Origin of the sequence: Dactylosporangium sp. NPDC051541 (genome assembly GCF_044454505.1) — a bacterium.
In the GTDB taxonomy this organism is placed as follows: Bacteria; Actinomycetota; Actinomycetes; order Mycobacteriales; family Micromonosporaceae; genus Dactylosporangium.
In genome coordinates this window covers 56,502-77,925 of the sequence record NZ_JBITDU010000019.1, presented here as the reverse complement: position 1 = coordinate 77,925, position 21,424 = coordinate 56,502, and the positions used below count along the sequence as shown (strand labels likewise).

The window sequence follows — 21,424 nt, the reverse complement described above, 5'->3', positions numbered from 1 at the left end:
TTCGCACCGTGGAAGAGACCGATCGCGCGATCGTCGCGGCCCTGGCCGCGGACGGCCGCCTGTCCTACACCGACCTGGCCGAGCGCGTCGGCCTGTCGGTGTCGGCCGTGCACCAGCGGGTGCGCCGCCTCGAGCAGCGCGGCGTCATCAAGGGCTACGCGGCGAAGGTCGACCACGACGCGCTGGGCATGTCGATGACCGCGTTCGTCGCGATCCGCCCCCTGGACCCGTCGCAGCCCGACGACGCCCCCGACCGCCTGGCCAAGCTCCCGCAGATCGAGAGCTGCTACTCGGTCGCCGGCGAGGACTTCTACCTGCTGCTCGTCCGGGTCGAGAACCCCCTGGCCCTCGAACGGCTCCTCCAGGAGATCCGCCAGGCCGCGAACGTCACGACCCGCACGACCGTCGTGCTCTCGACGCCCTACGAGCACCGTTCTAGCGTGCGGCCCGCCTGATCGCGTCCTGCACCAGCCCGGTGTCGGCCAGGTCGTCGAGCGCCACATGCGCGCCGGCGGCCTCGAGCGCGGCCCGCGAATAACGCCCCGTGGCCACACCGACCACCCCGACCCCGCTCGTCAACGCCGCCCCGACATCCTCGGGCGTGTCGCCGACCAGCACCACCTTGTCAAAATGCCTCTTGCTGCGGTGGTACGCGTTGAGCCGCGCGATCGCCACAAGCTCGGCCCGCACCTCGTGACTCCACCCGTACGCGCCCGCGTCGAGGTCCAGATGCGCGGCCAGCCCGAACGGGCCGAGCTTCACCTCCGCGATCCGCCGCACATTCCCCGTCAGCAGCGACTGCACCGTCTGCTCCCGCACCGCGGCGAGTGCCTCGGCCGCTCCCGGCAGCGCCCGCCCGCGCGCCGGCAGCAGATGGGCCAGCTCGTCCAGGGCCTGCTCGGCCCCTTCCCGCAGCGCCTCCAGGTGCGCGTCGGTCACCGCCACGCCGTTGAACCGCAGCATGTCCTTGGCGATGGCCCGATCCGTGCGCCCCGCCATCGGCGGCTGATGCGTCACCGGCACCCCGAACCGCCGCAGGAACGCCAGATCGTAGGCTTCCCGCCCGAGCCCGTCGACGTCGACCAGCGTGTGGTCGACATCCCAGAGCACCAGAACTCCATCCACCCGGTGGAGCCTAGCCGCAACCGGCATAATCTGGAGATGGCCGAGATCGTGGTGGTACGGCACGGACAGACCGAGTGGAGCGCCGCCGGACGGCACACCTCCACGACCGACCTTGACCTCACCCCGGAGGGCGAAGCGGGCGCCAAGTCCCTGGCCCGAGCCCTCGCGACCCGCTCGTTCGTCGCCGTCATCACCAGCCCCCGCAAACGCGCCCGCCGCACCGCCGAGCTCGCCGGCCTCGTCATCACCGACGTGGACAACGACATCGCCGAGTGGAACTACGGCGCCTACGAGGGCCTCACCACCCCCGAGATCCGCGCCGCCGCCCCGTCCTGGGACCTGTGGACCGACGGCTGCCCCGACGGCGAAACCCCCGACCAGGTCACCACCCGCCTGGACCGCTTCATCACGAAGCTCCGCCCGATGCTGGCCCTGGGCGACGTCGCCGTCGTGAGCCACGGCCACGCGTCGCGCTCCCTGGCCGCCCGCTGGCTGGACCAGCCGGTGACGTTCGGCGCCCACCTGACCCTCGGCACCGCCACCGTCTCGGTCCTCGGCCACGAGCACGAAGTCCCGTCCCTGCGCCTCTGGAACGCCCCGCCGGTCTAGCCCCGGTCCGGGTTCGTCAGCCGGAAGGGCCGGCCGATCGGGTCCAGCCACCCGTCGGAGCCGCGGGTCGCGCCGAGGGCGAGCACCGCCCGCTCGGCCGCCTCGAGGTCCGCGACGCCGACCTCGAGGTGGAGCTGCCCCGGGTGCGGGTGGTAGCCGTCCACGCACTGGAACAGGATCGGCTGGGAGCCGGCCTCGGCGATCATCGCGAACCCGTCGTCCCCGTTGTACGTCAGCGGTTTGGCCAGCAGGGCGGTGTAGAAGAGGCTGGCCGGCCACGGGTCGGGGGCGTCCAGAACGGGGCCGAGCAGGTCGGGTGCCGGGATGTTGGGCTGCCAGCCGAGGTCGAACGGGTTGCCGGCCGGGTCGGCGACCGTGAACCAGCGCTCGAAGCGGCGCAGCAGCGTGCCGCCCAGGGCCAGGGCCCGCTCCAGGGCCGGCTCCAGCTCCGGCACCCGGATGTCCAGGTGCCCCTGGTGCGGGAAGGCCGAAGCGGTGCCCTGGAAGGCGACCCGCCAGCCGTCGGGGGCGTGCAGGGTGACCCGGTCGTCGCCGGTGGTGGCCCGGTCCCACCCGGTCAGGTCGCGGTAGAACGCGGCCAGGGCCCGGTGGTCGGTGGCGCCGAGGACGACCGCGTCCAGCGTGCCGATCATGCCCCCAGTTTGGCGTACAGCTCGGCCCGGTCCGGCACCCGGATGTGGAAGTCGTTGCCGGTGCCGGCGGTGGGCAGCTGGTCGAGCTCCTCGAGCAGCGCGGCCGCGGCCCGCCAGGCGTCGGCGGCCGGGCCGGGCTCGCCGGCCGCCTGATGGGTGTCGCCGAGCCGGTCCAGGATCGAGGCCTGCACGAACCGGTTGCCGACGGCCCGGGACACATCGAGGGCCTCGCGGTAGCGCTCCTGCGCGGCCTGATGCTGCCCGAGCCGCCGATGGGCGTCGGCGACGGTGTCCAGGAAGCCGGGGTCGGGCCGTCCCGGGGCCATCTTCCGGTGCGCGGCCAGCGCCTGCAGCCCGAAGTCGAGGGCCTGCTCGGACTGGCCGAGCGCGGCGTGCAGGCAGGCGATGGTGTTGAGAACGGAGGCCTCACCGCGGGCGTGCCCGGCCCGCCGGAACATGTCGAGGGCCGGCCGCTCCTGCTCCAGAGCCTCCCGGAAGCGGCCCTGGGACTGCTGCACGATGGCCAGGTTGTGGGTGCAGTACGCCTCCAGCACGGCGTCGCCGAGCCGGCGGAACTGCTCCAGGGCCTGCCGGAGCTGGAACTCGGCCCGGTCGTGGTGGCCCAGCAGCGTCTCGGCGTAGGCCAGGCTGCGCCGGATGACGGCCTGCGCGGCCGGGTCGTCGACACCGATCGCCGCGCTCAGCGCGACCTGCTGGACCTGGCGCAGGTCGTGCCAGTACCCCTGGGCGGCCAGGAAGTCCTGGCTGATCCGGGCCAGCCGCCAGCAGTGCCCGGGCAGGTCGCTGTCGTGGGCGCGGCCGACCGCGGCCAGGAGCGCGGGACGCTCGGCGGTCAGCCAGGCCAGCGCCGCCCGGTGGTCGGCGAACGCCTCGGCCGGCTCGTCCGGGACGGCGTCGAGGCCGGAGTGCTCCAGGGCGACGGCCGCGGCCCGGGCGGAGTACAGGTAGTGGTCGAGCATCCGGCGCAGGGCGGCCTGGCGTGCGTCGGCGGGGTCGGTCGTGTGGGCGAGCTCGGTGGCGTAGGCGCGGAGCAGGTCGTGGAAGGCGTATCGGCCGGGGGCCCGCTCGCTGATCAGGTGGCCGCGGACGAGCTGGGTGAGCAGGGGCCGGGTGTCGTCGGGGGTGCGGTCGACGAGGGCCGCGGCGGCGGCGAGGCTGATGTCGGGGCCGACGTGCAGGAGCCCCGCGAGGCGGAACAGGCGGGCGGCGTCGGCCGGCACGATCCGGTATGACCAGGAGAACACGGCGCGGACGTCGGTGGCCGGGTCGGCGCCGGTGAACGCGGCCAGGCTCGGGCGGGTGTCGGTGAGGTCGTCGGCGACGGCGTCGAGGCTCAGGTGCGGGTTGGTGGCCAGGCGGGCGGTGACGATCGCCAGGGCGAGGGGGAGCCCGGCGCAGCGTTCCACGATCCGGGCGGTGGCGGGGTCGTCGCCGGTTGTCCGGGCGGGGTCGAGGCGGTGGGCGAGGAGGGCGCGGGCCTCGGCGGTGGAGAACGCGTCCAGGGGCAGGGCCCGGCCACCCTCGGCCGCGACCAGCCCGGCCAGCTGGTCGCGGCTGGTCACCACGACCAGGCAGCCGCGTCCGCCGGGCAGCAACGGACGGACCTGCTCGACGTCGCGGGCGTTGTCCAGCACGACCAGCACGCGGCGGTCGGCCAGGCGGGTGCGGTACAGCGCGGCGCGGGCCTCCAACCGGTCCGGCCCGGCGGAGCCGGGTCCGCCGAGCGCCTCGAGGAAGTCCCGCAGGACGTCGGCCGGGTCCGCCGGGTCGGCGGTGGGGTCGAAGCCGCGCAGGTTGACGTACAGCTGGCCGTCCGGGAACCGTTCGTGGACGCGGTGGGCCCAGTGCACGGTGAGGGTGGTCTTGCCGATGCCGCCCGGCCCGCTGACGGCGGCGACCGGCCCGGCGCCGGCACCGTCCGGCAGCAGCGCGTCGAGCCGTGCCAGCCAGGCCGTCCGGCCCACGAAGCCGGGCACCGCGGCGGGCAGCTGGCGGGGGACCGGCGCCGCGGCCGCCGCGGCCGGGGGCGGGTCGGCGGCGACGGTGGGGGGCGGCCGCTCCTGGCGCAGGATCGACAGGTGCAGGTCCTGCAGCGGCCGGCCCGGGTCGGTGCCCAGCTCGTCGGCGAGGACCTGGCGCAGGCGGCCGTACACCGCGAGGGCCTCCGCGGCCCGGCCGGCGCCGGTGAGAGCCTCCATGAGCTGGCCGTGGAACGTCTCCCGGATCGGGTGCCGGGCGGTCAGCGCCGACAGGTCGGCCACGATCGCGGCGTGCCGGCCGAGCGCGAGCTCGGCGGTGAACCGCTGCTCCAGGACCTGCAGCCGCTGCTCCTCCAGCCGGGCCGCCTCGGCCGCGAGGACCGGCACGCTCTGCAGGCCGGCGAGGGCCGGGCCGCGCCACAGGGCCAGGGCGGCGGTGAACCGCTCGCTCGCCCGCTCGGGATCGCCCGCGGCCGCGGCCGTGCGGCCGTCCGCGGCCAGCGACCGGAACGACGTGATGTCGAGCTCGCCCGGCTCCAGGGTCAGCAGGTATCCGTCCCCGCGGCGGTCGATCCGGGCCCCGCCCACCGCCCGGCGCAGGTGGTGGACCCACACCCGGAGGTTCTCCTCGGCCCGCGCCGGGGTGTGGGTGCCCCACAGCGCCTCGAACAGGACGTTGCCCGGCACGGGCCGGTTGCCGGCGCAGGCCAGCACGGCCGCGAGGATCGACGCCTTGCGGCCGCCCAGCGCGATGCGCGTGCCGCCGTCGACGATCTCGGCCGGCCCGAGTAATCCCACCCGCATCGATCGATTGTCGCCGACGCGGGGCTCAGCCGTGGTACCGCAGCCCGTCCATCAGCAGGTCCAGGACCCGGCCGGCCTGTGCGCGGCGGTCCGGTTCGGAGACCCACAGGGAGACGGCGCTCATCGCGACCATCACGTCGTAGGGTTCGACGTCCTGGCGCACGCCGGAGTCCCGGCCCGCGGCGAGCAGGGTGCGCAGCGCGGCCTCCATCGAGGTGCGGCTCTGCGCGAACGGCTGCCCGCCCGCGGCGATGACCGTGCGCAGGGCCTCGGCCAGGCCGCGCTTCGTCGCCGAGTAGTCGATGAACGCGTCCATCCAGGCTCGCAGCGCCGCCGGCGGGGGCATGGTGGCCAGCAGGCGCGGGGCGGAGTCGCACAGGCGGGTCAGCTCGGCCCGGTAGACCTCCTCGATCAGGGCCTCGCGGGTCGGGAAGTGCCGATACAGCGTGCCGATGCCGACGCCCGCGTCGCGGGCCACCCGCTCCAGGGTGACCTCCTCGGCGGCGCCGGTGGAGAAGGCTTTGAGGGCGGCCTCCAGCAGGCGGTCGCGGTTGCGCTGGGCGTCCGCGCGCAGGGGGCGGGCGGGGTGGTTCACGTCACACTCCAAGGTGAGTCAATCGGAGGTGCCTCCGGTTAGCATGGAGGCATGCGGAGGAACCTCCGTTTCCAAGCATAGCGCTGGAGAAGATCATGAGCGTCACCACACCGTTCGGGAAAGCGTCGACCGCGGCCGAGGTCCTCGCCGGCGTCGACCTCGGCGGCCGGCGGGCCATCGTCACCGGCGGGGCGTCCGGGATCGGTGTCGAGACCGCCCGGGTCCTCGCGGCCGCCGGGGCCGAGGTCACCATCGCCGCGCGGGACGTCGCGGCCGGCGAGCGCGTCGCCGCCGAGATCAAGGCCGAGACCAGGTTCCTGGACCTGGCCGACCAGCGCAGCGTGCGCGCCTTCACCGAGGCCTGGGACGGGCCGCTGCACATCCTCGTCAACAACGCCGGGGTCATGGCCCGGCCCCTCGGGCGCTCGCCGGAGGGGTGGGAGCTGCAGTTCGCGACCAACCACCTCGGCCACTTCGCCCTCGCGACCGGGCTGCTGCCGGCCCTGCGGCAGGCGCGGGGAGCGCGGGTCGTCTCCGTCGCCTCGGCCGGGCACCTGTTCTCGCCGGTCGTGTTCGACGACATCCACTTCGAGCACCGCGACTACGAGGCCTGGTCGGCCTACGGGCAGTCGAAGACGGCCAACATCCTGTTCGCGGTCGAGGCCCACCGGCGCTGGTCGCCGGACGGGATCTTCGTCAACGCGCTGCACCCCGGCTCCATCCGGACCAACCTGCAGCGGCACGTCGACGCCGCCGAACTGCAGCGCCTGCGCGCGGCCACCGGCAACCCCGATCCGGAGTTCAAGACCGTGGAGCAGGGCGCGGCCACCTCGGCCCTGCTCGCCGGGTCGCCACTGCTGGCGGGCATCGGCGGCCGGTACTTCGAGAACTGCAATGAGGCCGGCCCCAACCAGCCGGGGACGCGGACGGGTGTCGCCGCCTACGCCCTCGACCCGGACGCGGCCGCGCGCCTGTGGGAGATCAGCGAGAAGGAGATCGCGCAATGAGGTTCGGTTTCGAGTCCACCGCCGCCGAGGTCCTCGATGGAGTAGACCTGAGCGGGAAGCGGGCCATCGTGACCGGCGGGGCGTCGGGAATCGGGGTCGAGACGGCCCGGGCCCTCGCGGCCGCCGGCGCCGAGGTGACCCTGGCCGTGCGCAATGTCGAGGCGGGGGAGCGGACGGCCGCGGACGTCGGTGCCAAGCACGTGCGGCCGCTCGACCTCGCGGACCAGGCGTCGGTCCGAGCGTTCGCCTGGGACGGGCCGCTGCACATCCTCGTCAACAACGCGGGGGTGATGGCGTCGCCGCTGAGCCGGACCGCCGAGGGGTGGGAGTCGCAGTTCGCGACCAACCACCTCGGGCACTTCGCCCTCGCCGTCCGGCTGCTGCCCGCGCTCAGAGCGGCCGGCGGGGCCCGGGTCGTGGCCGTCAGCTCGACCGCGCACCTGCGCTCGCCCGTGGTGTTCGACGACATCCACTTCGAGCGGCGCGAGTATGACCCGTGGCTGGCCTACGGGCAGTCGAAGACGGCCAACGTGCTGTTCGCGGTGCACGCCGACCGGCTGTGGCGCGGCGACGGGGTCCGGGTCAACGCCCTGAACCCCGGCGGCATCCGCACCAACCTGCAGCGGCACATCGACGTCGAGGAGCTCGTGCGGACGGCGACCGCGGCCAACGGTGGCCGGCCGATCCGGTGGAAGACGCCGCAGCAGGGCGCGGCCACCTCGGCGCTGCTGGCCGGGTCGCCCACGGTCACCGAGTTCGGCACCTACTACGAGGACTGCGCCCAAGCGGTCCCCAACGAGCCGGGAGCCCGGACCGGGGTCGCCGCCTACGCACTCGACCCCGAGGCCGCGGCCCGGCTGTGGGACGTGTCCCTCCAGGCCACTCACATCACGTTGTAGCGGCTGAGCGGCTCGACCAGCTCCCGCTCCTCATAGGACAGGTGCGACAGCAGCGTGTCGGTCAGCAGATCGGTCGCGGCCCGCACCTCGGCGATGCCCTCGGGCTTCGTCACCATCGCCACCAGGGCCTGGTCGACCCGCTCGAGGACGTCGGCGATGACGTGGTGCTCCGCCTCCAGGCGGTCGACGACCGGTGCCAGCCGGGAATCGGCCGCCCGCAGGCGCGGGAACAGGCTCACGTCCTCGATGGTGTGGTGGGTGGTGACGACCCGGCAGTAGCTCTCGCAGTAGGTGCCGAGCGTCCAGTTGTTCTGCCGCATCGCCATCGTGTTGATCATCGAGCGGGCCCGGCCGAGGTCCATCGCGCCCGCCGCCACCTGGTCGACGAGGTCGCGCAGCTGCCGCAGCTCCTCCCGCAGATGGTTGTGGACGTCGATGAGGTGCTGCCCCGACGCCCGTTGCCGGGCGCTGTAGCCGGCCGTCAGGTCGCTCTCGGGGCCGGCCGGGCGCTCGGACTCGTCCCACAGCCGCACGCTCGACAGCCGGGTGCCGTCGTCGGGCGTCGGGGTCGCGAGGGTCGGGTTGAGCGGGCGCTCTTCGGGGGATCGCGCGGGCTCGGGGAGTACCACCGCCGCCGCTTCCGGCTTGTGGGACGATCCGGTCCGCTCGGCCGTGACCAGCTCCCGGACCGCCGGGACGACCTCCATCGCGAAGCGCTCCAGGTCGTTGTCGCCGCCGGCCTGGACCATGAGGATGAACGCGCTCATGCCCTCGGTGACCGCGAGCTCGGCGAGCTGCTCGACCCAGACCTTCGGCGGGCCCTGCAGGAACTCGCGGCTGTCACCGCGGAACGTGCCGGCGATGTTGTACAGGCGGCGCACGTCCTCGGGGCGGCGACCGGCGGCGAGCGCGGCCTCGTCGATGCGGCGGTTGGACTCGGCGAGCTGCTCCGGCGGCACGTACGGCGAGCTGGGCAGCCACCCGTCGGCCAGCCGGCCGGTGAGTGCGAGGGCCCGCGGCTTGATCGCGCCGACCCAGATGCCGATGTCGTGCGCCGAGCCGGGGCCGGGGTGGGCGCCCTTGAGCCGGTAGTGCTCGCCCTCGAAGCGGACCGAACGCTCGTCACTCCACAGCGCGCGGATGACGGCGATCGCCTCCTCCAGGGCCTTGAGCGCCTCGCCGGGGCTGCGCCGGGGGCCGCCCATCGCCTCGATCGGGTCCCAGAAGCCGCCGGCGCCGAGGCCGAGCTCGACCCGGCCCCCGGTGAGCAGGTCGAGGCTGGCCGCGGCCCGGGCCAGGACGGCGGGCGGGCGCAGCGGGAGGTTGGCGACGTTCGGGAACACCGAGATCCGCTCGGTGTGCGCGGCGATCGTCGTGAGCTGCGTCCAGGAGTCCAGGAACCGGCCCTGGTAGGGGTGGTCCTGCAGGCTCGTCAGGTCCAGCCCGAGATCCTCGGTGCGCACCGCGAGCCGCAGCGCCTCGGCGGCGTTGGCGGCCTCCGCGGGCAGGAAGGTCCCGAACCGCAGGTCGTGGCCGTAGTCTGTCATACAGATAATATTCCACTCAGATTGTTCAGCGGCAAATTTACGAGCGTCGGCAGAACGCCTCGATCGCGTCGAGGTCCGCGGGGGTCAGGCCCCGCCGGTCGTCCGGCCGGATGAGCAGCGCCCGGTCGTCCAACGTCATGGATTCGAACAGCAGACCCGTCAGCGGTACTTCAACATCGTCGGTCCACACCAGGCGGCGCCCGCCCTCCATGACCGCCAGCGCCGCCGCCAGCTTCGCCACGGAGTAGTCCGGCACCTCCCCGAACGCCCGGTCGAACCGCACCTTGAAGACCCGCTCGAGCTCGCCCGGCCAGGCGCACCACGTCGAGCACCAGCGCACCTCGGCCAGCCCTTCGCGGTGCAGCCGCCTGATCCGGGCCAGCAGCCCCGGCGCCCAGCGCAGCTTCCACTCCGCGCCGAGCGCATAAGCCCGATCGTGGAACGGCGCCTCGCCCCAGGCCGGCCGCTTCACGTTGATGACGCCGTCGACGTCGAGCAGCCACACCGGCACGTCATCCACGGGGCGAAGGTACCCCCTGGCCGACCGATCCGGGACCCTGCCGCCGCGAATAAATACATTGTGGATCGGCCGGGGAATGCGTAATGTATTCATCAGCACCGAGAAGGAACTCAGAGCCAGACACCGGACGAAGGAGGAAGTCATGCAGCGGCGCCGCGATCTCGAAGCCAAGCGGGCCATGCTCGGCTATGCCCTTCGGGTCTGTCTGCACGGCAAGAACGCCACCGGTCGGTGGAGCGGCTAGCGCCCAGCTAGTGCCGCCTCCGCCGCCCACCCTACCGGGGTCCGGGCGGTTTTTCTTTGCCTTTCTTCACCTCGCCGGAATGGCTATTTCGGCATGCCCTCGTGCAATTGTGTTCATTGACAACTCCACAGTGGATGGCACACGCATTATTGTTCGAGCCGCTCCGTCCGGAGCGGTCAACGGGCTTGTGGCGCAGTGGTAGCGCATCGGTCTGGCAGACCGAGGGTCAGCGGTTCGAATCCGCTCAGGTCCACGTGTGCGAACCCCTGGGGGGAGGTTCGCCACGCATGCCGTCGTAGCTCAGTGGGAGAGCAAGGCCCTGTCGAGGCCGAGGTCGCCGGTTCAATCCCGGTCGGCGGTGCGCAGTGTTGATCACGCGGTTGCGGGTCAGCGTCTTGATGACGCGGTTGCAGGTTTTTGATCAAGCGGTTGTAGCTCAGTCCGGCCAGAGCGCCGCCTCGCCATGGCGGAGGCCCCGGGTTCGAATCCCGGCTGCCGCTCTTCATGCCCTCGTAGCCCAAAGGCAGAGGCACGACGTTGAGGACGTCGACGGTGCGCGTTCGAATCGCGCCGGGGGCACGGTTGTCTGTTTTGCAATTTTTATGGCGCGGTGGACGAATTGGGAGAGTCGCCGGGTTTTCACCCCGGAACCGTGCGGGTTCGAGTCCCGTCCGCGCTTCTACGTGCCGCTAGCTCAACCGGGAGAGCAGCCGACTCTTAATCGGCGTGTTCGGGGTTCAAGTCCCCGGCGGCGCACTCGCAGGGTAGAGGAGTTCGGTCGTCCTCACCGGTCTCATAAACCGGTCATCGCGGGTTCGAATCCCGCCCCTGCCCCCACGTTCCGATGTCGCCCAACCGGCAGGGCAGACGGCTGTTAACCGTCAAGGTCCCGGTTCGAATCCGGGCATCGGAGCCGCACCACCACACCGACGGGACCGGCCGGCCGCGCTCACGGGGGCCGGCCGGTCCCGTCCCTCGCGGGCGCGTCGACGCTGGAGAGTCGAAACTGGCCGTAACCCAGTCGCATTGTCTCAGGGGGTTCGAATCCCTCCGCCCGCACGCACGCCTTCGTAGCTCAGTGGAGCAGAGCGCCAGGTTCCGAACCTGGAGGCCGCTGGTTCGAGTCCAGCCGGGGGTACGCCCGATCCCATGCCCGAGTGGTCAAAGGGGCCCGCCTGCAAAACGGGTTGTCGCCGGTTCGAATCCGGCTGGGGTCTCCACGTTCGCGTGTGCCATCCACTGTGGAGTGTCCATCGCAGGCGGAGCGTTGGCGGCTCGGCCACCCCTCATAAGGGTGGAGTGCCCGGTTCGACACCGGGGCCTGCGACTCCGCTCAGTCGTCGTCCCGCTTCTCCCGGTCCTTCTTGTCCTCGTCCTTCTCGCGCTGCATCGCCAGCTCCAGGGCCAGGACCGCGCAGAGGATCAGCAGGTGGTTCTCGCCGTCGGCGATGTTGACCGCGTAGCTGTCGCGGATGCTCAGCCACCGCTTCGACACCGACGCCACCTCCCGGTCGCCGCGCTCGACCGTGAACTCGTGGTCGAACAGGTCGCCGGACATCGTCAGGTCGTCCGGGCCGGGCACGTCGATCGTGAACTTCTCCCGGAACGGCGTGAACAGCTTCTTCTTGACCTCGGCGGCCTCCTCGCCGCCGATCTCGATCTGGTACGTCGGGCGCAGCGCGATCAGCTTCCGGTGCACCGAGGCGACCTCGTTGCCGGACGGGTCCTCGATGACCAGCTTGTCGCGCACGCTCAGCACCTTGCCGTCGACGTGCAGGACCTTACGCCCGTGGTCGTCGGTGACGTCGAAGTCGTCGCCGACGTCGAAGAAGCGCTCCTTGATGACATACATGCCGTCGATTGTCCGCCTTGACGGCAACTCTTGCCGGACTGGCTTGCGGTTTCGCCGGCTCTTGCCCGGGGCGGCTTCTGGTTCGGCCTTCGGCTGCTCTTGCCCGGGCGGCTTCTGGTTCGGCCTTCGGCAGCTCCGGCCCGGCCGGCTTCTGGTTTGGCCGGCTCCGGCCCGGGTGGCTGCTGGTTCGGCCGGCTCTTGCCTGTTGTCGGCCGCGCGTTCGTGTGCGGCGGCCGGTTTTCGGTCGTCGGCGGCTGACACCTGGTTGACACCGGCGGGGTGGCAGGATGCTGGTCGGGAGGTGAGCGGGCGATGCTGATCGAGGTGCGCAGCCGGGTGCCGGGGCGGGATCGGGACGAGATGCCCGTGGCCACCGTCGAGGCCGCCGACGTCGTCACGGTGGGGGAGCTCATCGCGGGGGCCGTCGCCGAGCAGGTGCGGCTGCTCGGCGGGGACATGCGGCGGCGGGCGTTACTGGATCGGCACTATCTCACCGACGCCGACATCCGCGAGCAGGCGGCCGGTGGCGCGATCCGGCCCCCGGGCGTCGAGCCCGACGCCGACGTGGAGGCGGCCCGGGCCCGGCGGGCGTTCGAGCGGGGCGCGTTCGTGGTGTTCGCCGGTGGGCGGCGGCTCGAGCACCTCGACGACCCGGTCATCCTGCGCGCCGGGGAGCCGGTGCTGTTCCTGCGCCTGACCCCGCTCGTGGGCGGGTGACGGCCGTGGACGAGTTCGTGACCGTGCAGGGCGTGACGATGATGGGCGACGTGCTGCGCCCGCGGGCGACGGGCGGCGTCCCGGAGCGCTACCAGGCCGGGGTCGCCGCGGAGCGGGCGGCGCTGTGGGAGCTCGTCCGCGCGGCCGAGACCGCGGACCGGGCGACGCTGTGGGAGCTGGCCGCCCGGGTGCGGGCCCGGATCCGGGCCGGCACCGAGGGCGAGGCCACCGGCGGGCACCTCGCCTCCAACGTGCGCGACATCGTGCAGGCGCTCGACGCCGTCTACGAGCAGGCCTTCCCCGTGCTCGACCGGCGGGACGCGGCGGGGCTGCTCGACGTGCCGTGGCCGACCCCGAGCCGGGCCGAGCGTCTGGCCATGCTCATCGGCGACAGCTGGTTCCGGCCTGACGTGCTCGCCGAGCGGGCCATCGCCGACGGCGACGGGCCGCTGCTCAAACTGCTGCTGGGCAACGTGTTCCGCCCGCTGTCCCGGCCGATGGTGGTCCGCCTCCTCGACACCCTGCACGCCCGCGGCGACCTCGAAGAGTCCACTGTGGAGCGGGCATTCGCGGCCGACTGGCACCTGTGGCGCGGCCTCGACGAGCAACGGGCGGCCTGCCGGGGCTTCGTCCGCGACGTCGTCGACGCGATGTTCTGGCGCGGCTCGGACATCCCGGTCGTGCGCCCCCGCGGCCTGCGGTTCGTCCGCCGGGCCATCGAGGAGCAGCCGCCGCACGCCGCCGCCCTCGGCGCCGCCGACCTCACCGCCACCGAGCGGACCGAGCTCGTCGAGTGGCTGGCCACCCGCGGCCCGGCCGACATCGAGCGGGCCTACGAGCTGCGGGTCCCGGCCGGTGACGCCGACGTGATCCTGCCGTTGCTGGGCCTCGAACAAGGCCGGCCGCTGTATCTCCTGTGCCGCGACAGCACCGCCCCGCACGACCGGGCCGCGATCCTCGCCGCCGCCGCGGCCGCCGGGGCGGACGGCACGGCCCGGGTCCTGCAGCTGGTGCCGAGCGAGGCCGTGGCGGCCGCGCTGGGCCGCAACCGGGCCGCGGTCGAGCGGCGCGTCAAGCACAACGCCCTCGAGGGGATCGCCGCGTTCGGCCTGCTGCCCCTGGACGCCGGCGAGACCGTCCACGACCGCTACGCCACGCTGCGCGAGGTCGCCAAGCGCGGCGCGAAGCTGGGCCCGAGCCGCCGCCACAGCCACGCCGCCGCGATCGAGACGGCCCTGGAGCACCTGGCGCAGGTGGCCGGCTTCCCCGACGCGGCCCGCCTGGAGTGGCACTGCGAGGCCGAGCTGGCCGAGACCCCGGCGCAGCTGCACCATGGCGACTACACGGTGACCGTCGAGCCCGACGGCGCCGATGCGGTGATCGCGGTGGTCAAGGCCGGCAAGCGCCTCCGGACCGTCCCGGCCCAGCTGCGCAAGGAGCCCGGCTTCGCCGCCCTGCGGGAGCACCAGGAGCGCCTCCGCGAGCAGTCCCGCCGCCTGCGCACCGGCCTCCTCGAGCGCCTGGTCGCCACCGCCGGCACCGTGACCCCGGAGGAGCTCGACCGCCTGCGCCGCCTCCCCGCGGCCGCCGCGATGCTCGCGTCGCTGCTGTGGCTGGACCACACCGGCACCGTCGGCCTGCTGTCCGAAGTGGACACCAGCGCCCCGCTGACCGCCGTCCACCCCCACCACCTCTACGAGCGCGGCTCCCTGGCCCACTGGCAGTCCGAGATCGTGACCCGCCGCATCACCCAGCCCGTGCGGCAGGTCTTCCGCGAGCTCTACCTCCTCACGCCGGCCGAACGCGAGGCGGCCGACCGCTCGGCGAGGTTCGCCGGCCATCGCGTCAACGGCAAGGTCACCGCCCAGCTGCTGTCCGCCCGAGGCTGGTCGACCGGCGGCAACCCCGACGACGAACACCCGATCACCCGCACCGTGGAGGGCGCCCTGACCGCGGCCCTGGAGTGCGAGTTCGACAGCTACCTGGGCCTCGGCGATGCCATCCTGGGCACGCTGACCTTCCTCGCCCCCGGCTCCGCCTCGCACCCCGACCTCGGCTCGGCCTCGCACTCAGCCCCCGACCCTGGCTCGGCCTCGCACCCGGGCTCGGGTTCGCGCCCGGGCTCGGGTTCGCGCCCGGGCTCTGGTTCCGGCTCGGGTCTGCGCTCGGGGCCTGATCCGGGATCGGGCTTGCGCTCGGGCTCTGGCTCCGGATCCAACTCGGGCTTCGGTTCTGGCCGCGGTGGTTCGGTGGCGCTGGAGGACGTCCCGCCGATCGTGTTCTCCGAGACGATGCGCGACCTGGACCTGGTGGTCTCGGTGGCCGGCACGGACCCGGATGCCTACGCGTCACCTCGGCACGCCGAGAGCCGCGCCCAACTCCTGGCCGCCCTGATTCGGGACCTGCACCTGGACCGGGTGACGGTGACCGGGGCGGCGGCGGTGATCCGCGGTTCGAGGGCCACCTACCGGGTCCACCTCAACAGCGGCTCGATCCACCTGGAGCCGGCCGGCTACCTGTGCGTGGTCCCCAAGACCTTCGGCACACCTCGCCACCAGCGCCTGTTCCTGCCGTGGGCCGACGACGACCCGATGACCAGCGTGATCCTGAGCAAGGTCCTGCTCCTGGCCGACGACGAGCACATCACCGACCCCACGATCCTGTCCCAGCTGCCCTGAGCCCGCGCTGCCCGCAACACTTCGGGCCGTCCGATCGCTTGGCCGACGACCGCCGGCCGGCGGGGAGAGGCGCTCAGGTTGGTGGGCGGACCAGGAGGGCTTCGGCGGCCACGGGGCGGTAGCCGGCGGCCTGGAAGGTGCGGACGCTTCTGGCGTTGCCCGGGGCCTGCTGGGCCCAGACCGGGGCGCCGTCCGGGACCAGGTGGCGGGCGGCGGTTGCCAGTTGGCGGCCCAGGCCCCGGTGGCGGAGGGGTTCGTCGACCTCGACGGCGGCTTCCCAGCGGCCGGCTACGCCTCGGCCCAGGACCAGGAGGGCGCCTTCGGTTGCGTACACGTGGACGTCGTCGCGGCGGGTGCTGGCCCTGACCACCCTCGGGTGGTCGGGGGCGTCTACGCGGTGCAAGGGTAGCGGCGGGGGGCCCGGCAAGGCCGTTGCCACCGTGAGGAGGTCGATGGTTTCGGTCGTGCGGCCGGTGCGGTCCAGCAGCGCGGTCAGGAAGCGGGGGTGCATCGGGGCGGCCAGCGCGTCGGTGCCGGCGGCCTCGAGTTGGGAGCGGAGCCACGTCGGGTCCTCGTCCACGAAGACCACGGAGTGGGCGGTGAACGCGATGACGCCCGCGTCCCTCGGGCTCGGCTGGGGGAGCAGTGAGACGCCGCCGTCCGCGGGGGGAAAGTGGCCCGCGGCGGCGGCGTTCAGCAGGTCGGTCAGTGCGGTCCCCATGCCGCCAATCAGAACACGGCGATCGAGTTGGCCGTATAGGTCGTGTCGGCCGCCGGGGGGGTCGTGAAGCGGGCGTTGGGCAGGTAGAGGCGGTGGCCGAACTGGGCGATCGTCGTCGGCACGTCGAAGCGGGGGTCGGTGCGCTCGGCGCGGACCGTGCCCTTCGTGCCGGCGTGGTTCAGCGACACCGCGACGACCTTGTTGTCGCGGTTCTGCACCACATACAGGGTGCGGCCGGAGAGCCACAGGCCGTCGCCGTTGACGAAGGTGCGGTCGCCGGTGTCGATGCGCTTCGTGGCGCCGGTGCGGGGGTCGATGCGGAACAGGAAGCCGGTGTTGGACTGCACGGCGATCAGGGCCCGGCCGTCCGGGGTCGCGGCGATGCCGTTGAGGTTGTTGACGCCGGGGGTGAGGACGAAGTCGCCGGTCAGCGGCAGCGTGGTGAACGACTCCGGCAGGTTGCCGCGGCGGCCCGTCGCCACCTTGTACAGCACCGCCTGCCGCGAATCCGTGAAGTAGGCGGAGCCGTCGAGCAGGATCACGTCGTTGACGAACGTGGTGCCGGTCGTGAACTTGTACGACGCCAGGACCGCGCCGGTGCGGGTGTCGACGACCCGGGCGTCACCGCCGCCCCCGCCGGCCACGAACAGGCGGCCGCGGCCGTCGGTCTTCATGCCCAGCGACGCGCTGCCGACGGGCGGGCTGAGCTGGGCGCCGGCCCCGCTGACGAGGTTGACGCGGTAGATGCGCCCGTCGGCCCGGGAGCCGAAGTAGGCGAAGGCGCCGGGGCCGATCGCGATCCCCTCGGGCTGGAAACCGTCGGGCAGGTTGAGCGTCGTGGGCAGCGGGCGGTCCGCGCCCGAGGCGAACGCGGAGGCCGGGCCGGCCAGCAGCGCGGCCGTGAGCGCGGCGGCCAGGGTCAGGATGACTGTCATGCGCCGATGTACGGTCATGCCTAGTACTTACCCCCCGAAGCTGGGAACGGTTCGACGAACCCCGAAACCGCTAGGCCGAGGCGTCCACGAAGCGGCGGATGCGCTCCACGACGTCCGGGGGCGGGGTCAGCAGCTGCATCCCCACCTCGGTCTGCGCGCCCTGCCGCACGACGTGCATGACCTGCGCGTGGGCCCGGGTCGGGGCGCCGCCGCCGAGGTCGAGCTCCACGATGACGGTGTCGCCGGAGCGCACCGGCACATCACCGTCGGTGCAGGCCCGCAGGCCGCCGGTGCTCAGGTCCATCAGCTCACCGGTCACGAACTCCGACCCGCCGTCGACGCCGAAGCGCACCGGCCCGGACATCGCGATCCGCTCCGCGTGGCGCCGTTCGAGCTTCTCGGCCAGGGCCGACATGCCGCTGATGCGCTCCATGGTCTCGCCGACCCGGCCGGTCAGCCGCTCGACGGTGGCGTGCTGGTCCAGGGCGACGGTGTGCAGTACCCCCGTCGCTTCTCCGATCCCGGCCACGCCGGCGACCATTGCCCGGATGGTGTCGGTCATCTGCCCGGCCGTGCGCTCCAGCTCCGCGACCGTGGCGGCGATCCGCTCGGTCGACTCGGCGGTACTGCCGGCCAGGTCCTTGACCTCGTTGGCGACGACCGTGAAGCCGCGGCCGGCCTCACCGGCCCGGGCCGCCTCGATGGTGGCGTTGAGGGCGAGGAGCCGGGTCTGCGCGGCGATGCCGGCGATGAGCTGGGTGGTGCCGTCGACCTGGCGCAGCCGCTCGCCGAGCGCGGCCACGACCCGTTCGGCGTCGCCGGCCCGGTCCATCACCGACGCGGTGGCCCGGTCGGCCTCGTTGACCCGGTCCTCGATCGTGCGGGCGGCCTGGCGGACCTCGCCGACCTGGGCCACGACGTCCTCGAGCTCGGCCGAGATCGCGCCGACGGACTCGTCGACGACGCTCTGGGCCCGCTCCCGCAGCTGCCGCTGGCCTTCCCGCTGCTGTTCGAAGCTGGCGTGCAGCTGCTCCTCGCGGATCCGCTGGGCCCGGCCGAGCTGCTCCTCCTGTTCGACCAGGCGCTGCCGGGAGCGTTCCAGGGCGCGGCCGATGTCGCCGAGCTCGTCGCGGCCGGCCGGCACCTCGCGCGCCGAGAGGTCACCGGCGGCGGTGGCGGAGACCGCGCCGACGGCCAACTGCACGTCGTGGCGGGTGCGCCACCAGACCGACGCCGCGAACCAGATCGCGAGGACGGCGGTCACGCTGGTGACGGCCAGGTTGATCATGCGGTCGCGGGCGAGCCGGTCGTACCGTTCGGTCAGCAGCCGCCGCAGCGCCCCGGTGGCCGGCCCGATCGCCTGGCGGATCGCGGCCGCGGCGGCGCTCGCGTCGACCGGGCCCGGGGTGGCCAGGCCTTTCGTCAGGGTGGTGGAGAGGGCGGTGAGCGCGTCAGCGGCCGTGGTGAGCGGCTGCAGGTCGCCGGCGAGCGCGGTGTCCTTGGTGTTGGCGACCGCGGTCTTGACCCCCGTGCGCAGCGCCCCCGCGGCGTCGTCGAGCCGGCCGGCCCGCACGGCCTGGGCGGCGACCCGGTCGGCGAGGGGCGGCGCGGTGTCGGGGGCGGCGACGCCGGCCGCGGCCGCGAGGGCCTTGGGCAGCTCGACGACGAGCGCGTCCATGACGTAGTAGGTGTCGAGGTCCGGGTCGAGGATCAGGCCGGAGCTGTTGCCGACCTCGGTGATCAGCCCGGCGACGGCGTCGGCCGCGGCCGGGCCGCCACTACTGGGCAGCGTGCCGGGGAGTGCCGAGAGGTCGGGCTTCCCGCCCGTCGCGAGTTCGGTCATCGCGGTGAGCGCCGGGAGCACGACCTCGGTGCCGTCCCGCTCGCCGGCGGCGAAGTCGAGCTGGCTGCCGACGGAGGTGGTGTAGGCGTAGGTGGTGCCGAGGCCGGGTACGAGCAGTACCACCACCAGCACGGCCAACCGGGTGCTGGTGCGAACCCGGTCGGACAGCCACAGCATCGGCACGAGCAGCGCAGGCCGGCGAGATCCGCTCACAACGGCCTGATCGGCCCGGGCGGGTCCGCTCCTGAGAGAAACGTCCCGCCCGGAAACCGGTCACTACAGGAAGCGGTACGCCGTCCCGCCGCGCACGGGCGCGACGCGGATGCCGGCCGACGGGTTGGCCGCCTCCACCATCTTGCCGCCGCCGATGTAGATGGCGACGTGCCCCGACGTGTGGATGACATCGCCGGGCATCCACTGTCCAGCGGGGACCTGGCGGCCGCGGGCGGCGATCTGCTCGCTCTGGTGCGGCAGCTTGATGCCGACCTTCGCGTAGGCGGCCGCGACGAGGCCGCTGCAGTCGTAGGCGTTCGGGCCCGAGGCGGCGTACACGTACGGCTTGCCCACCTGCGCCATCGCGAACGACACCACCGTGCCGGCGGCCCCGGACGGGGGCTTCACCGTCGTCGTCGTCGTCTGCTGCTTCTTCGTCGTGTTCGACGAAGTCTTCTTCGATGATGACGATGATGACGATGAAGACGCGGAAGACGAGGTCTTCGTGGGCGTCGGCGCGGGCGGCGCCGGGGCCGTGGCGGTGTCGCGCTGCGAGGAGGCGAGGTGGACGTACACCTCGCGGTTGGCGCGATCGACCCGCTCGTAGGCGGTGAGCAGAGCCTCCTGCTCAGCGAGCGTCAGGGCGGGCGAGCCGGTCAGTACCGTCTCGGTCGTCGTGTCCGCCTGACCGGATGCGGTGGTTGGAACGGGTTGGGCCGCGGCGGCCGAGGGGCCGAGCCAGACGGCGGAAAGGGCGATGGCTGCGGTGCCTGCTGCAATGCGGTGCAGCGGCTGGCGTGCGTTCAGTTCGGCTCCACGGTCGGCCCGGTGCACTCTCGCGTGTCTCGGATGGAGCGCCCGTGGTGCCGGCGCTGACCCGAAGTACCGGGCTGAAATCGGACAATGTCGTCGTCCAGCCCCGTTGTGGGGCCGTTGGCGACGCTAGGCCGCTCCTTCCCCGCTGGTGACCGTTCGTGACATTCCTCACCACCTATCTCACCCACATCAGGGCGGGTATCGACCGTTATGTCCGTACCGACCGGCCAACCTTTCCCGGCCGTTCGGGCGTCCCGAGTTTCACGGCGATTTGGACGCATATATTGCTTTCATGGAGTTTCCGGGGGTACAGCGTGCAGCAGTCGCCGCCGCCACCCTCGCGCTCCTCGCCGGGTGTGCCGGCCCCGGCTCCGGGGGCCCCGCCGCCGACCCCGCCTGCGCCCCTTACGCCGCGTACCGGGGTCACGAGGGCACCACGATCACGGTCCGGTCCTCCATCCGCGACGTCGAGGCCGACAAGCTCGTCCAGGCCTGGGACGCGTTCGAGAGCTGCACCGGCATCACGATCGACTACACCGGCCGGGCCGACTTCGAGAAGACGTTGCCGGTCGACGCCGCCGCCGGGCACGGGCCCGACGTCGCCCTCTTCCCGCAGCCGGGCCTGCTGGCCCTGCTGGCTCGGGCCGGGCGGCTCAAACCGGCGGCCAAGACGGTCGCCGAGAGCGTCGGGCGCAACTATCCGCCGGACTGGCAGCGGTACGGCACCGTCGACGGCGAGCTCTACGGCACCCCGATCGACGGCAACGTCAAGTCGCTGGTCTGGTACTCCCCGAAGTACTTCGACGAGCACGGGTACACCGTGCCGCAGACCTGGGCCGAGCTGACGGCGCTGAGCGACCGCATCGCCGCCACCGGCATCAAGCCGTGGTGCGCCGGCATCGAGTCGGGCGGCTCCACCGGCTGGCCCGCCACCGACTGGCTCGAGGACACCCTGCTGCGCACCGCCGGGCCGGCCGTCTACGACCAGTGGGTCGAGCACCGGATCCCGTTCGACGACCCGCGGGTCGTGGCCGCGCTCGACCGGGCCGGCGGGATCCTGCGCAACCCGAAGTACGTCAACGGCGGCCTCGGCGGCGTGGACAGCGTCGCCACCACCGCCTACCAGGAGGCCGGCCTGCCGATCCTGCTGCACGAGTGCGCCCTGCACCGCCAGGCGTCCTTCTACACCAGCTACTGGCCGGCCAACGCCGCCATCGACCCCGGCGGCGACCTGTACGCGTTCTACCTGCCGCCGGTCGACCCGGCCGCCGGCCGCCCGATCCTCGGCGCCGGTGTCTTCGCGGGCGCGTTCACCGACCGGCCCGAGGTCGAGGCGTTCTCGCTGTACCTGTCCACCCCGGCCTTCGCCGACAGCCGCGCCCGCACCGCCGGCATCGTCAGCCCCAACAAGGGCCTCGACCAGAACCTGCTCACCACGCCCATCGAGAAGCTCGAGGCGGCGCTGCTGGCCGACCCCGGGGTGACGTTCCGCTTCGACGGCTCCGACCAGATGCCCCCGGCCGTCGGCGCCGGCACGTTCTGGTCCGGGATGACCGACTGGATCAAGGGCGCGGACACCGCTACCGTCCTGCACCACATCGAGACCACCTGGCCGGCTTGATCCGGTGCGGTGGATGCCGATGTGA

The 21,424-nt window shown here is 73.1% G+C and carries 18 protein-coding genes and 11 tRNA genes; 18 read left to right on the top strand and 11 right to left on the bottom strand.

All coding sequences use genetic code 11. From position 1 onward, the window contains the following. Nucleotides 1-8: 8 nt before the first annotated feature. Nucleotides 9-455 (top strand): Lrp/AsnC family transcriptional regulator, encoded by a 447-nt coding sequence (locus ACIA8L_RS47985; RefSeq protein WP_395915655.1) that lies wholly within the window; start codon nt 9-11, stop codon nt 453-455. Here ACIA8L_RS47985 and ACIA8L_RS47980 read toward each other — a convergent pair. Next, nucleotides 436-1,125, bottom strand: coding sequence for a haloacid dehalogenase-like hydrolase (locus tag ACIA8L_RS47980; RefSeq protein ID WP_395915653.1), 690 nt, complete (start codon nt 1,123-1,125; stop codon nt 436-438). The genes ACIA8L_RS47985 and ACIA8L_RS47980 overlap by 20 nt on opposite strands. A gap of 36 nt (nt 1,126-1,161) precedes the next feature. Between ACIA8L_RS47980 and ACIA8L_RS47975 the strand changes: the two genes are divergently transcribed. Further along, the gene (locus tag ACIA8L_RS47975; protein ID WP_395915651.1) at nt 1,162-1,734 is read left to right on the top strand and encodes a histidine phosphatase family protein; all 573 of its coding nucleotides are present in this window, start codon (nt 1,162-1,164) and stop codon (nt 1,732-1,734) included. Here the strand turns inward: ACIA8L_RS47975 and ACIA8L_RS47970 are convergent. Genes ACIA8L_RS47970 through ACIA8L_RS47960 form a run of 3 tightly spaced genes read right to left on the bottom strand, consistent with a single transcriptional unit; the run spans nt 1,731 to nt 5,786 of the window. After that, nucleotides 1,731-2,387, bottom strand: a complete 657-nt coding sequence (locus ACIA8L_RS47970; protein ID WP_395915649.1) for a VOC family protein — start codon at nt 2,385-2,387, stop codon at nt 1,731-1,733. The genes ACIA8L_RS47975 and ACIA8L_RS47970 overlap by 4 nt on opposite strands. Further along, entirely contained in the window at nt 2,384-5,191 is a 2,808-nt protein-coding gene (locus tag ACIA8L_RS47965) for a BTAD domain-containing putative transcriptional regulator (RefSeq protein ID WP_395915647.1), read from the bottom strand. Before ACIA8L_RS47965 ends, ACIA8L_RS47970 begins: the two co-directional genes overlap by 4 nt. Nucleotides 5,192-5,216: 25 nt before the next feature. Next, the gene (locus ACIA8L_RS47960) at nt 5,217-5,786 is read right to left on the bottom strand and encodes a TetR/AcrR family transcriptional regulator (protein WP_395915645.1); all 570 of its coding nucleotides are present in this window, start codon (nt 5,784-5,786) and stop codon (nt 5,217-5,219) included. 95 nt (nt 5,787-5,881) lie between these two features. On the opposite strand from ACIA8L_RS47960, the gene ACIA8L_RS47955 reads away from it, so the two are divergent. Together ACIA8L_RS47955 and ACIA8L_RS47950 are read left to right on the top strand one after the other, a co-directional pair. Continuing rightward, nucleotides 5,882-6,793 carry an SDR family NAD(P)-dependent oxidoreductase gene (locus ACIA8L_RS47955; protein WP_395915643.1) on the top strand — a complete coding sequence of 304 codons (912 nt, stop codon included), beginning with the start codon at nt 5,882-5,884 and terminating at the stop codon, nt 6,791-6,793. Next, nucleotides 6,790-7,692, top strand: coding sequence for an SDR family NAD(P)-dependent oxidoreductase (locus ACIA8L_RS47950; RefSeq protein WP_395915641.1), 903 nt, complete (start codon nt 6,790-6,792; stop codon nt 7,690-7,692). The genes ACIA8L_RS47955 and ACIA8L_RS47950 overlap by 4 nt, the downstream gene beginning before the upstream one ends. On the opposite strand, the gene ACIA8L_RS47945 is transcribed toward ACIA8L_RS47950, so the two are convergent. Together ACIA8L_RS47945 and ACIA8L_RS47940 are read right to left on the bottom strand one after the other, a co-directional pair. Beyond that, nucleotides 7,677-9,239, bottom strand: a complete 1,563-nt coding sequence (locus ACIA8L_RS47945; protein ID WP_395915639.1) for an LLM class flavin-dependent oxidoreductase — start codon at nt 9,237-9,239, stop codon at nt 7,677-7,679. The genes ACIA8L_RS47950 and ACIA8L_RS47945 overlap by 16 nt on opposite strands. 37 nt (nt 9,240-9,276) lie before the next feature. Next, nucleotides 9,277-9,759 (bottom strand): HAD domain-containing protein, encoded by a 483-nt coding sequence (locus tag ACIA8L_RS47940; RefSeq protein ID WP_395915637.1) that lies wholly within the window; start codon nt 9,757-9,759, stop codon nt 9,277-9,279. A 425-nt stretch (nt 9,760-10,184) separates the two neighbouring features. Here ACIA8L_RS47940 and ACIA8L_RS47935 point away from each other — a divergent pair. The 11 genes from ACIA8L_RS47935 (at nt 10,185) to ACIA8L_RS47885 (ending at nt 11,223) form a co-directional block, all read left to right on the top strand. Then, nucleotides 10,185-10,256: transfer RNA gene (locus ACIA8L_RS47935), tRNA-Ala, on the top strand. A 36-nt stretch (nt 10,257-10,292) separates the two neighbouring features. Beyond that, nucleotides 10,293-10,364 (top strand) — tRNA-Asp (locus ACIA8L_RS47930). A 64-nt stretch (nt 10,365-10,428) separates the two neighbouring features. Further along, a tRNA-Gly gene (locus tag ACIA8L_RS47925) sits at nt 10,429-10,503 on the top strand. Between the two features lie 6 nt (nt 10,504-10,509). Beyond that, a tRNA-Leu gene (locus ACIA8L_RS47920) sits at nt 10,510-10,582 on the top strand. Between the two features lie 25 nt (nt 10,583-10,607). After that, nucleotides 10,608-10,682: transfer RNA gene (locus tag ACIA8L_RS47915), tRNA-Glu, on the top strand. Between the two features lie 4 nt (nt 10,683-10,686). After that, a tRNA-Lys gene (locus ACIA8L_RS47910) sits at nt 10,687-10,759 on the top strand. A 2-nt stretch (nt 10,760-10,761) separates the two neighbouring features. Continuing rightward, nucleotides 10,762-10,840: transfer RNA gene (locus tag ACIA8L_RS47905), tRNA-Ile, on the top strand. A gap of 3 nt (nt 10,841-10,843) precedes the next feature. Continuing rightward, a tRNA-Asn gene (locus ACIA8L_RS47900) sits at nt 10,844-10,916 on the top strand. Nucleotides 10,917-10,980: 64 nt separating this feature from the next. Beyond that, nucleotides 10,981-11,062: transfer RNA gene (locus tag ACIA8L_RS47895), tRNA-Tyr, on the top strand. A gap of 5 nt (nt 11,063-11,067) precedes the next feature. Then, a tRNA-Arg gene (locus tag ACIA8L_RS47890) sits at nt 11,068-11,141 on the top strand. A gap of 5 nt (nt 11,142-11,146) precedes the next feature. Continuing rightward, nucleotides 11,147-11,223 (top strand) — tRNA-Cys (locus ACIA8L_RS47885). A gap of 113 nt (nt 11,224-11,336) precedes the next feature. On the opposite strand, the gene ACIA8L_RS47880 is transcribed toward ACIA8L_RS47885, so the two are convergent. Continuing rightward, nucleotides 11,337-11,855 (bottom strand): LURP-one-related/scramblase family protein, encoded by a 519-nt coding sequence (locus ACIA8L_RS47880; RefSeq protein ID WP_395915635.1) that lies wholly within the window; start codon nt 11,853-11,855, stop codon nt 11,337-11,339. Nucleotides 11,856-12,167: 312 nt separating this feature from the next. On the opposite strand from ACIA8L_RS47880, the gene ACIA8L_RS47875 reads away from it, so the two are divergent. After that, nucleotides 12,168-12,572 carry a hypothetical protein gene (locus tag ACIA8L_RS47875; RefSeq protein ID WP_395915633.1) on the top strand — a complete coding sequence of 135 codons (405 nt, stop codon included), beginning with the start codon at nt 12,168-12,170 and terminating at the stop codon, nt 12,570-12,572. Between the two features lie 5 nt (nt 12,573-12,577). Continuing rightward, the gene (locus ACIA8L_RS47870; protein WP_395915631.1) at nt 12,578-15,250 is read left to right on the top strand and encodes a DUF4132 domain-containing protein; all 2,673 of its coding nucleotides are present in this window, start codon (nt 12,578-12,580) and stop codon (nt 15,248-15,250) included. 73 nt (nt 15,251-15,323) lie between these two features. Here ACIA8L_RS47870 and ACIA8L_RS47865 read toward each other — a convergent pair whose 3' ends face one another. The 4 genes from ACIA8L_RS47865 to ACIA8L_RS47850 form a co-directional block, all read right to left on the bottom strand. Continuing rightward, entirely contained in the window at nt 15,324-15,971 is a 648-nt protein-coding gene (locus ACIA8L_RS47865; RefSeq protein WP_395915629.1) for a GNAT family N-acetyltransferase, read from the bottom strand. A gap of 8 nt (nt 15,972-15,979) precedes the next feature. Next, a complete protein-coding gene (locus ACIA8L_RS47860) occupies nt 15,980-16,906 on the bottom strand; it encodes a superoxide dismutase (protein ID WP_395915627.1) in 927 nt (308 codons plus the stop codon). A gap of 70 nt (nt 16,907-16,976) precedes the next feature. After that, nucleotides 16,977-18,962, bottom strand: coding sequence for a methyl-accepting chemotaxis protein (locus ACIA8L_RS47855; protein ID WP_395915625.1), 1,986 nt, complete (start codon nt 18,960-18,962; stop codon nt 16,977-16,979). Between the two features lie 63 nt (nt 18,963-19,025). Next, nucleotides 19,026-19,796, bottom strand: a complete 771-nt coding sequence (locus ACIA8L_RS47850; protein WP_395915623.1) for a C40 family peptidase — start codon at nt 19,794-19,796, stop codon at nt 19,026-19,028. Between the two features lie 274 nt (nt 19,797-20,070). On the opposite strand from ACIA8L_RS47850, the gene ACIA8L_RS47845 reads away from it, so the two are divergent. Further along, nucleotides 20,071-21,399 carry an ABC transporter substrate-binding protein gene (locus ACIA8L_RS47845; protein WP_395915621.1) on the top strand — a complete coding sequence of 443 codons (1,329 nt, stop codon included), beginning with the start codon at nt 20,071-20,073 and terminating at the stop codon, nt 21,397-21,399. Nucleotides 21,400-21,424 lie beyond the last annotated feature (25 nt).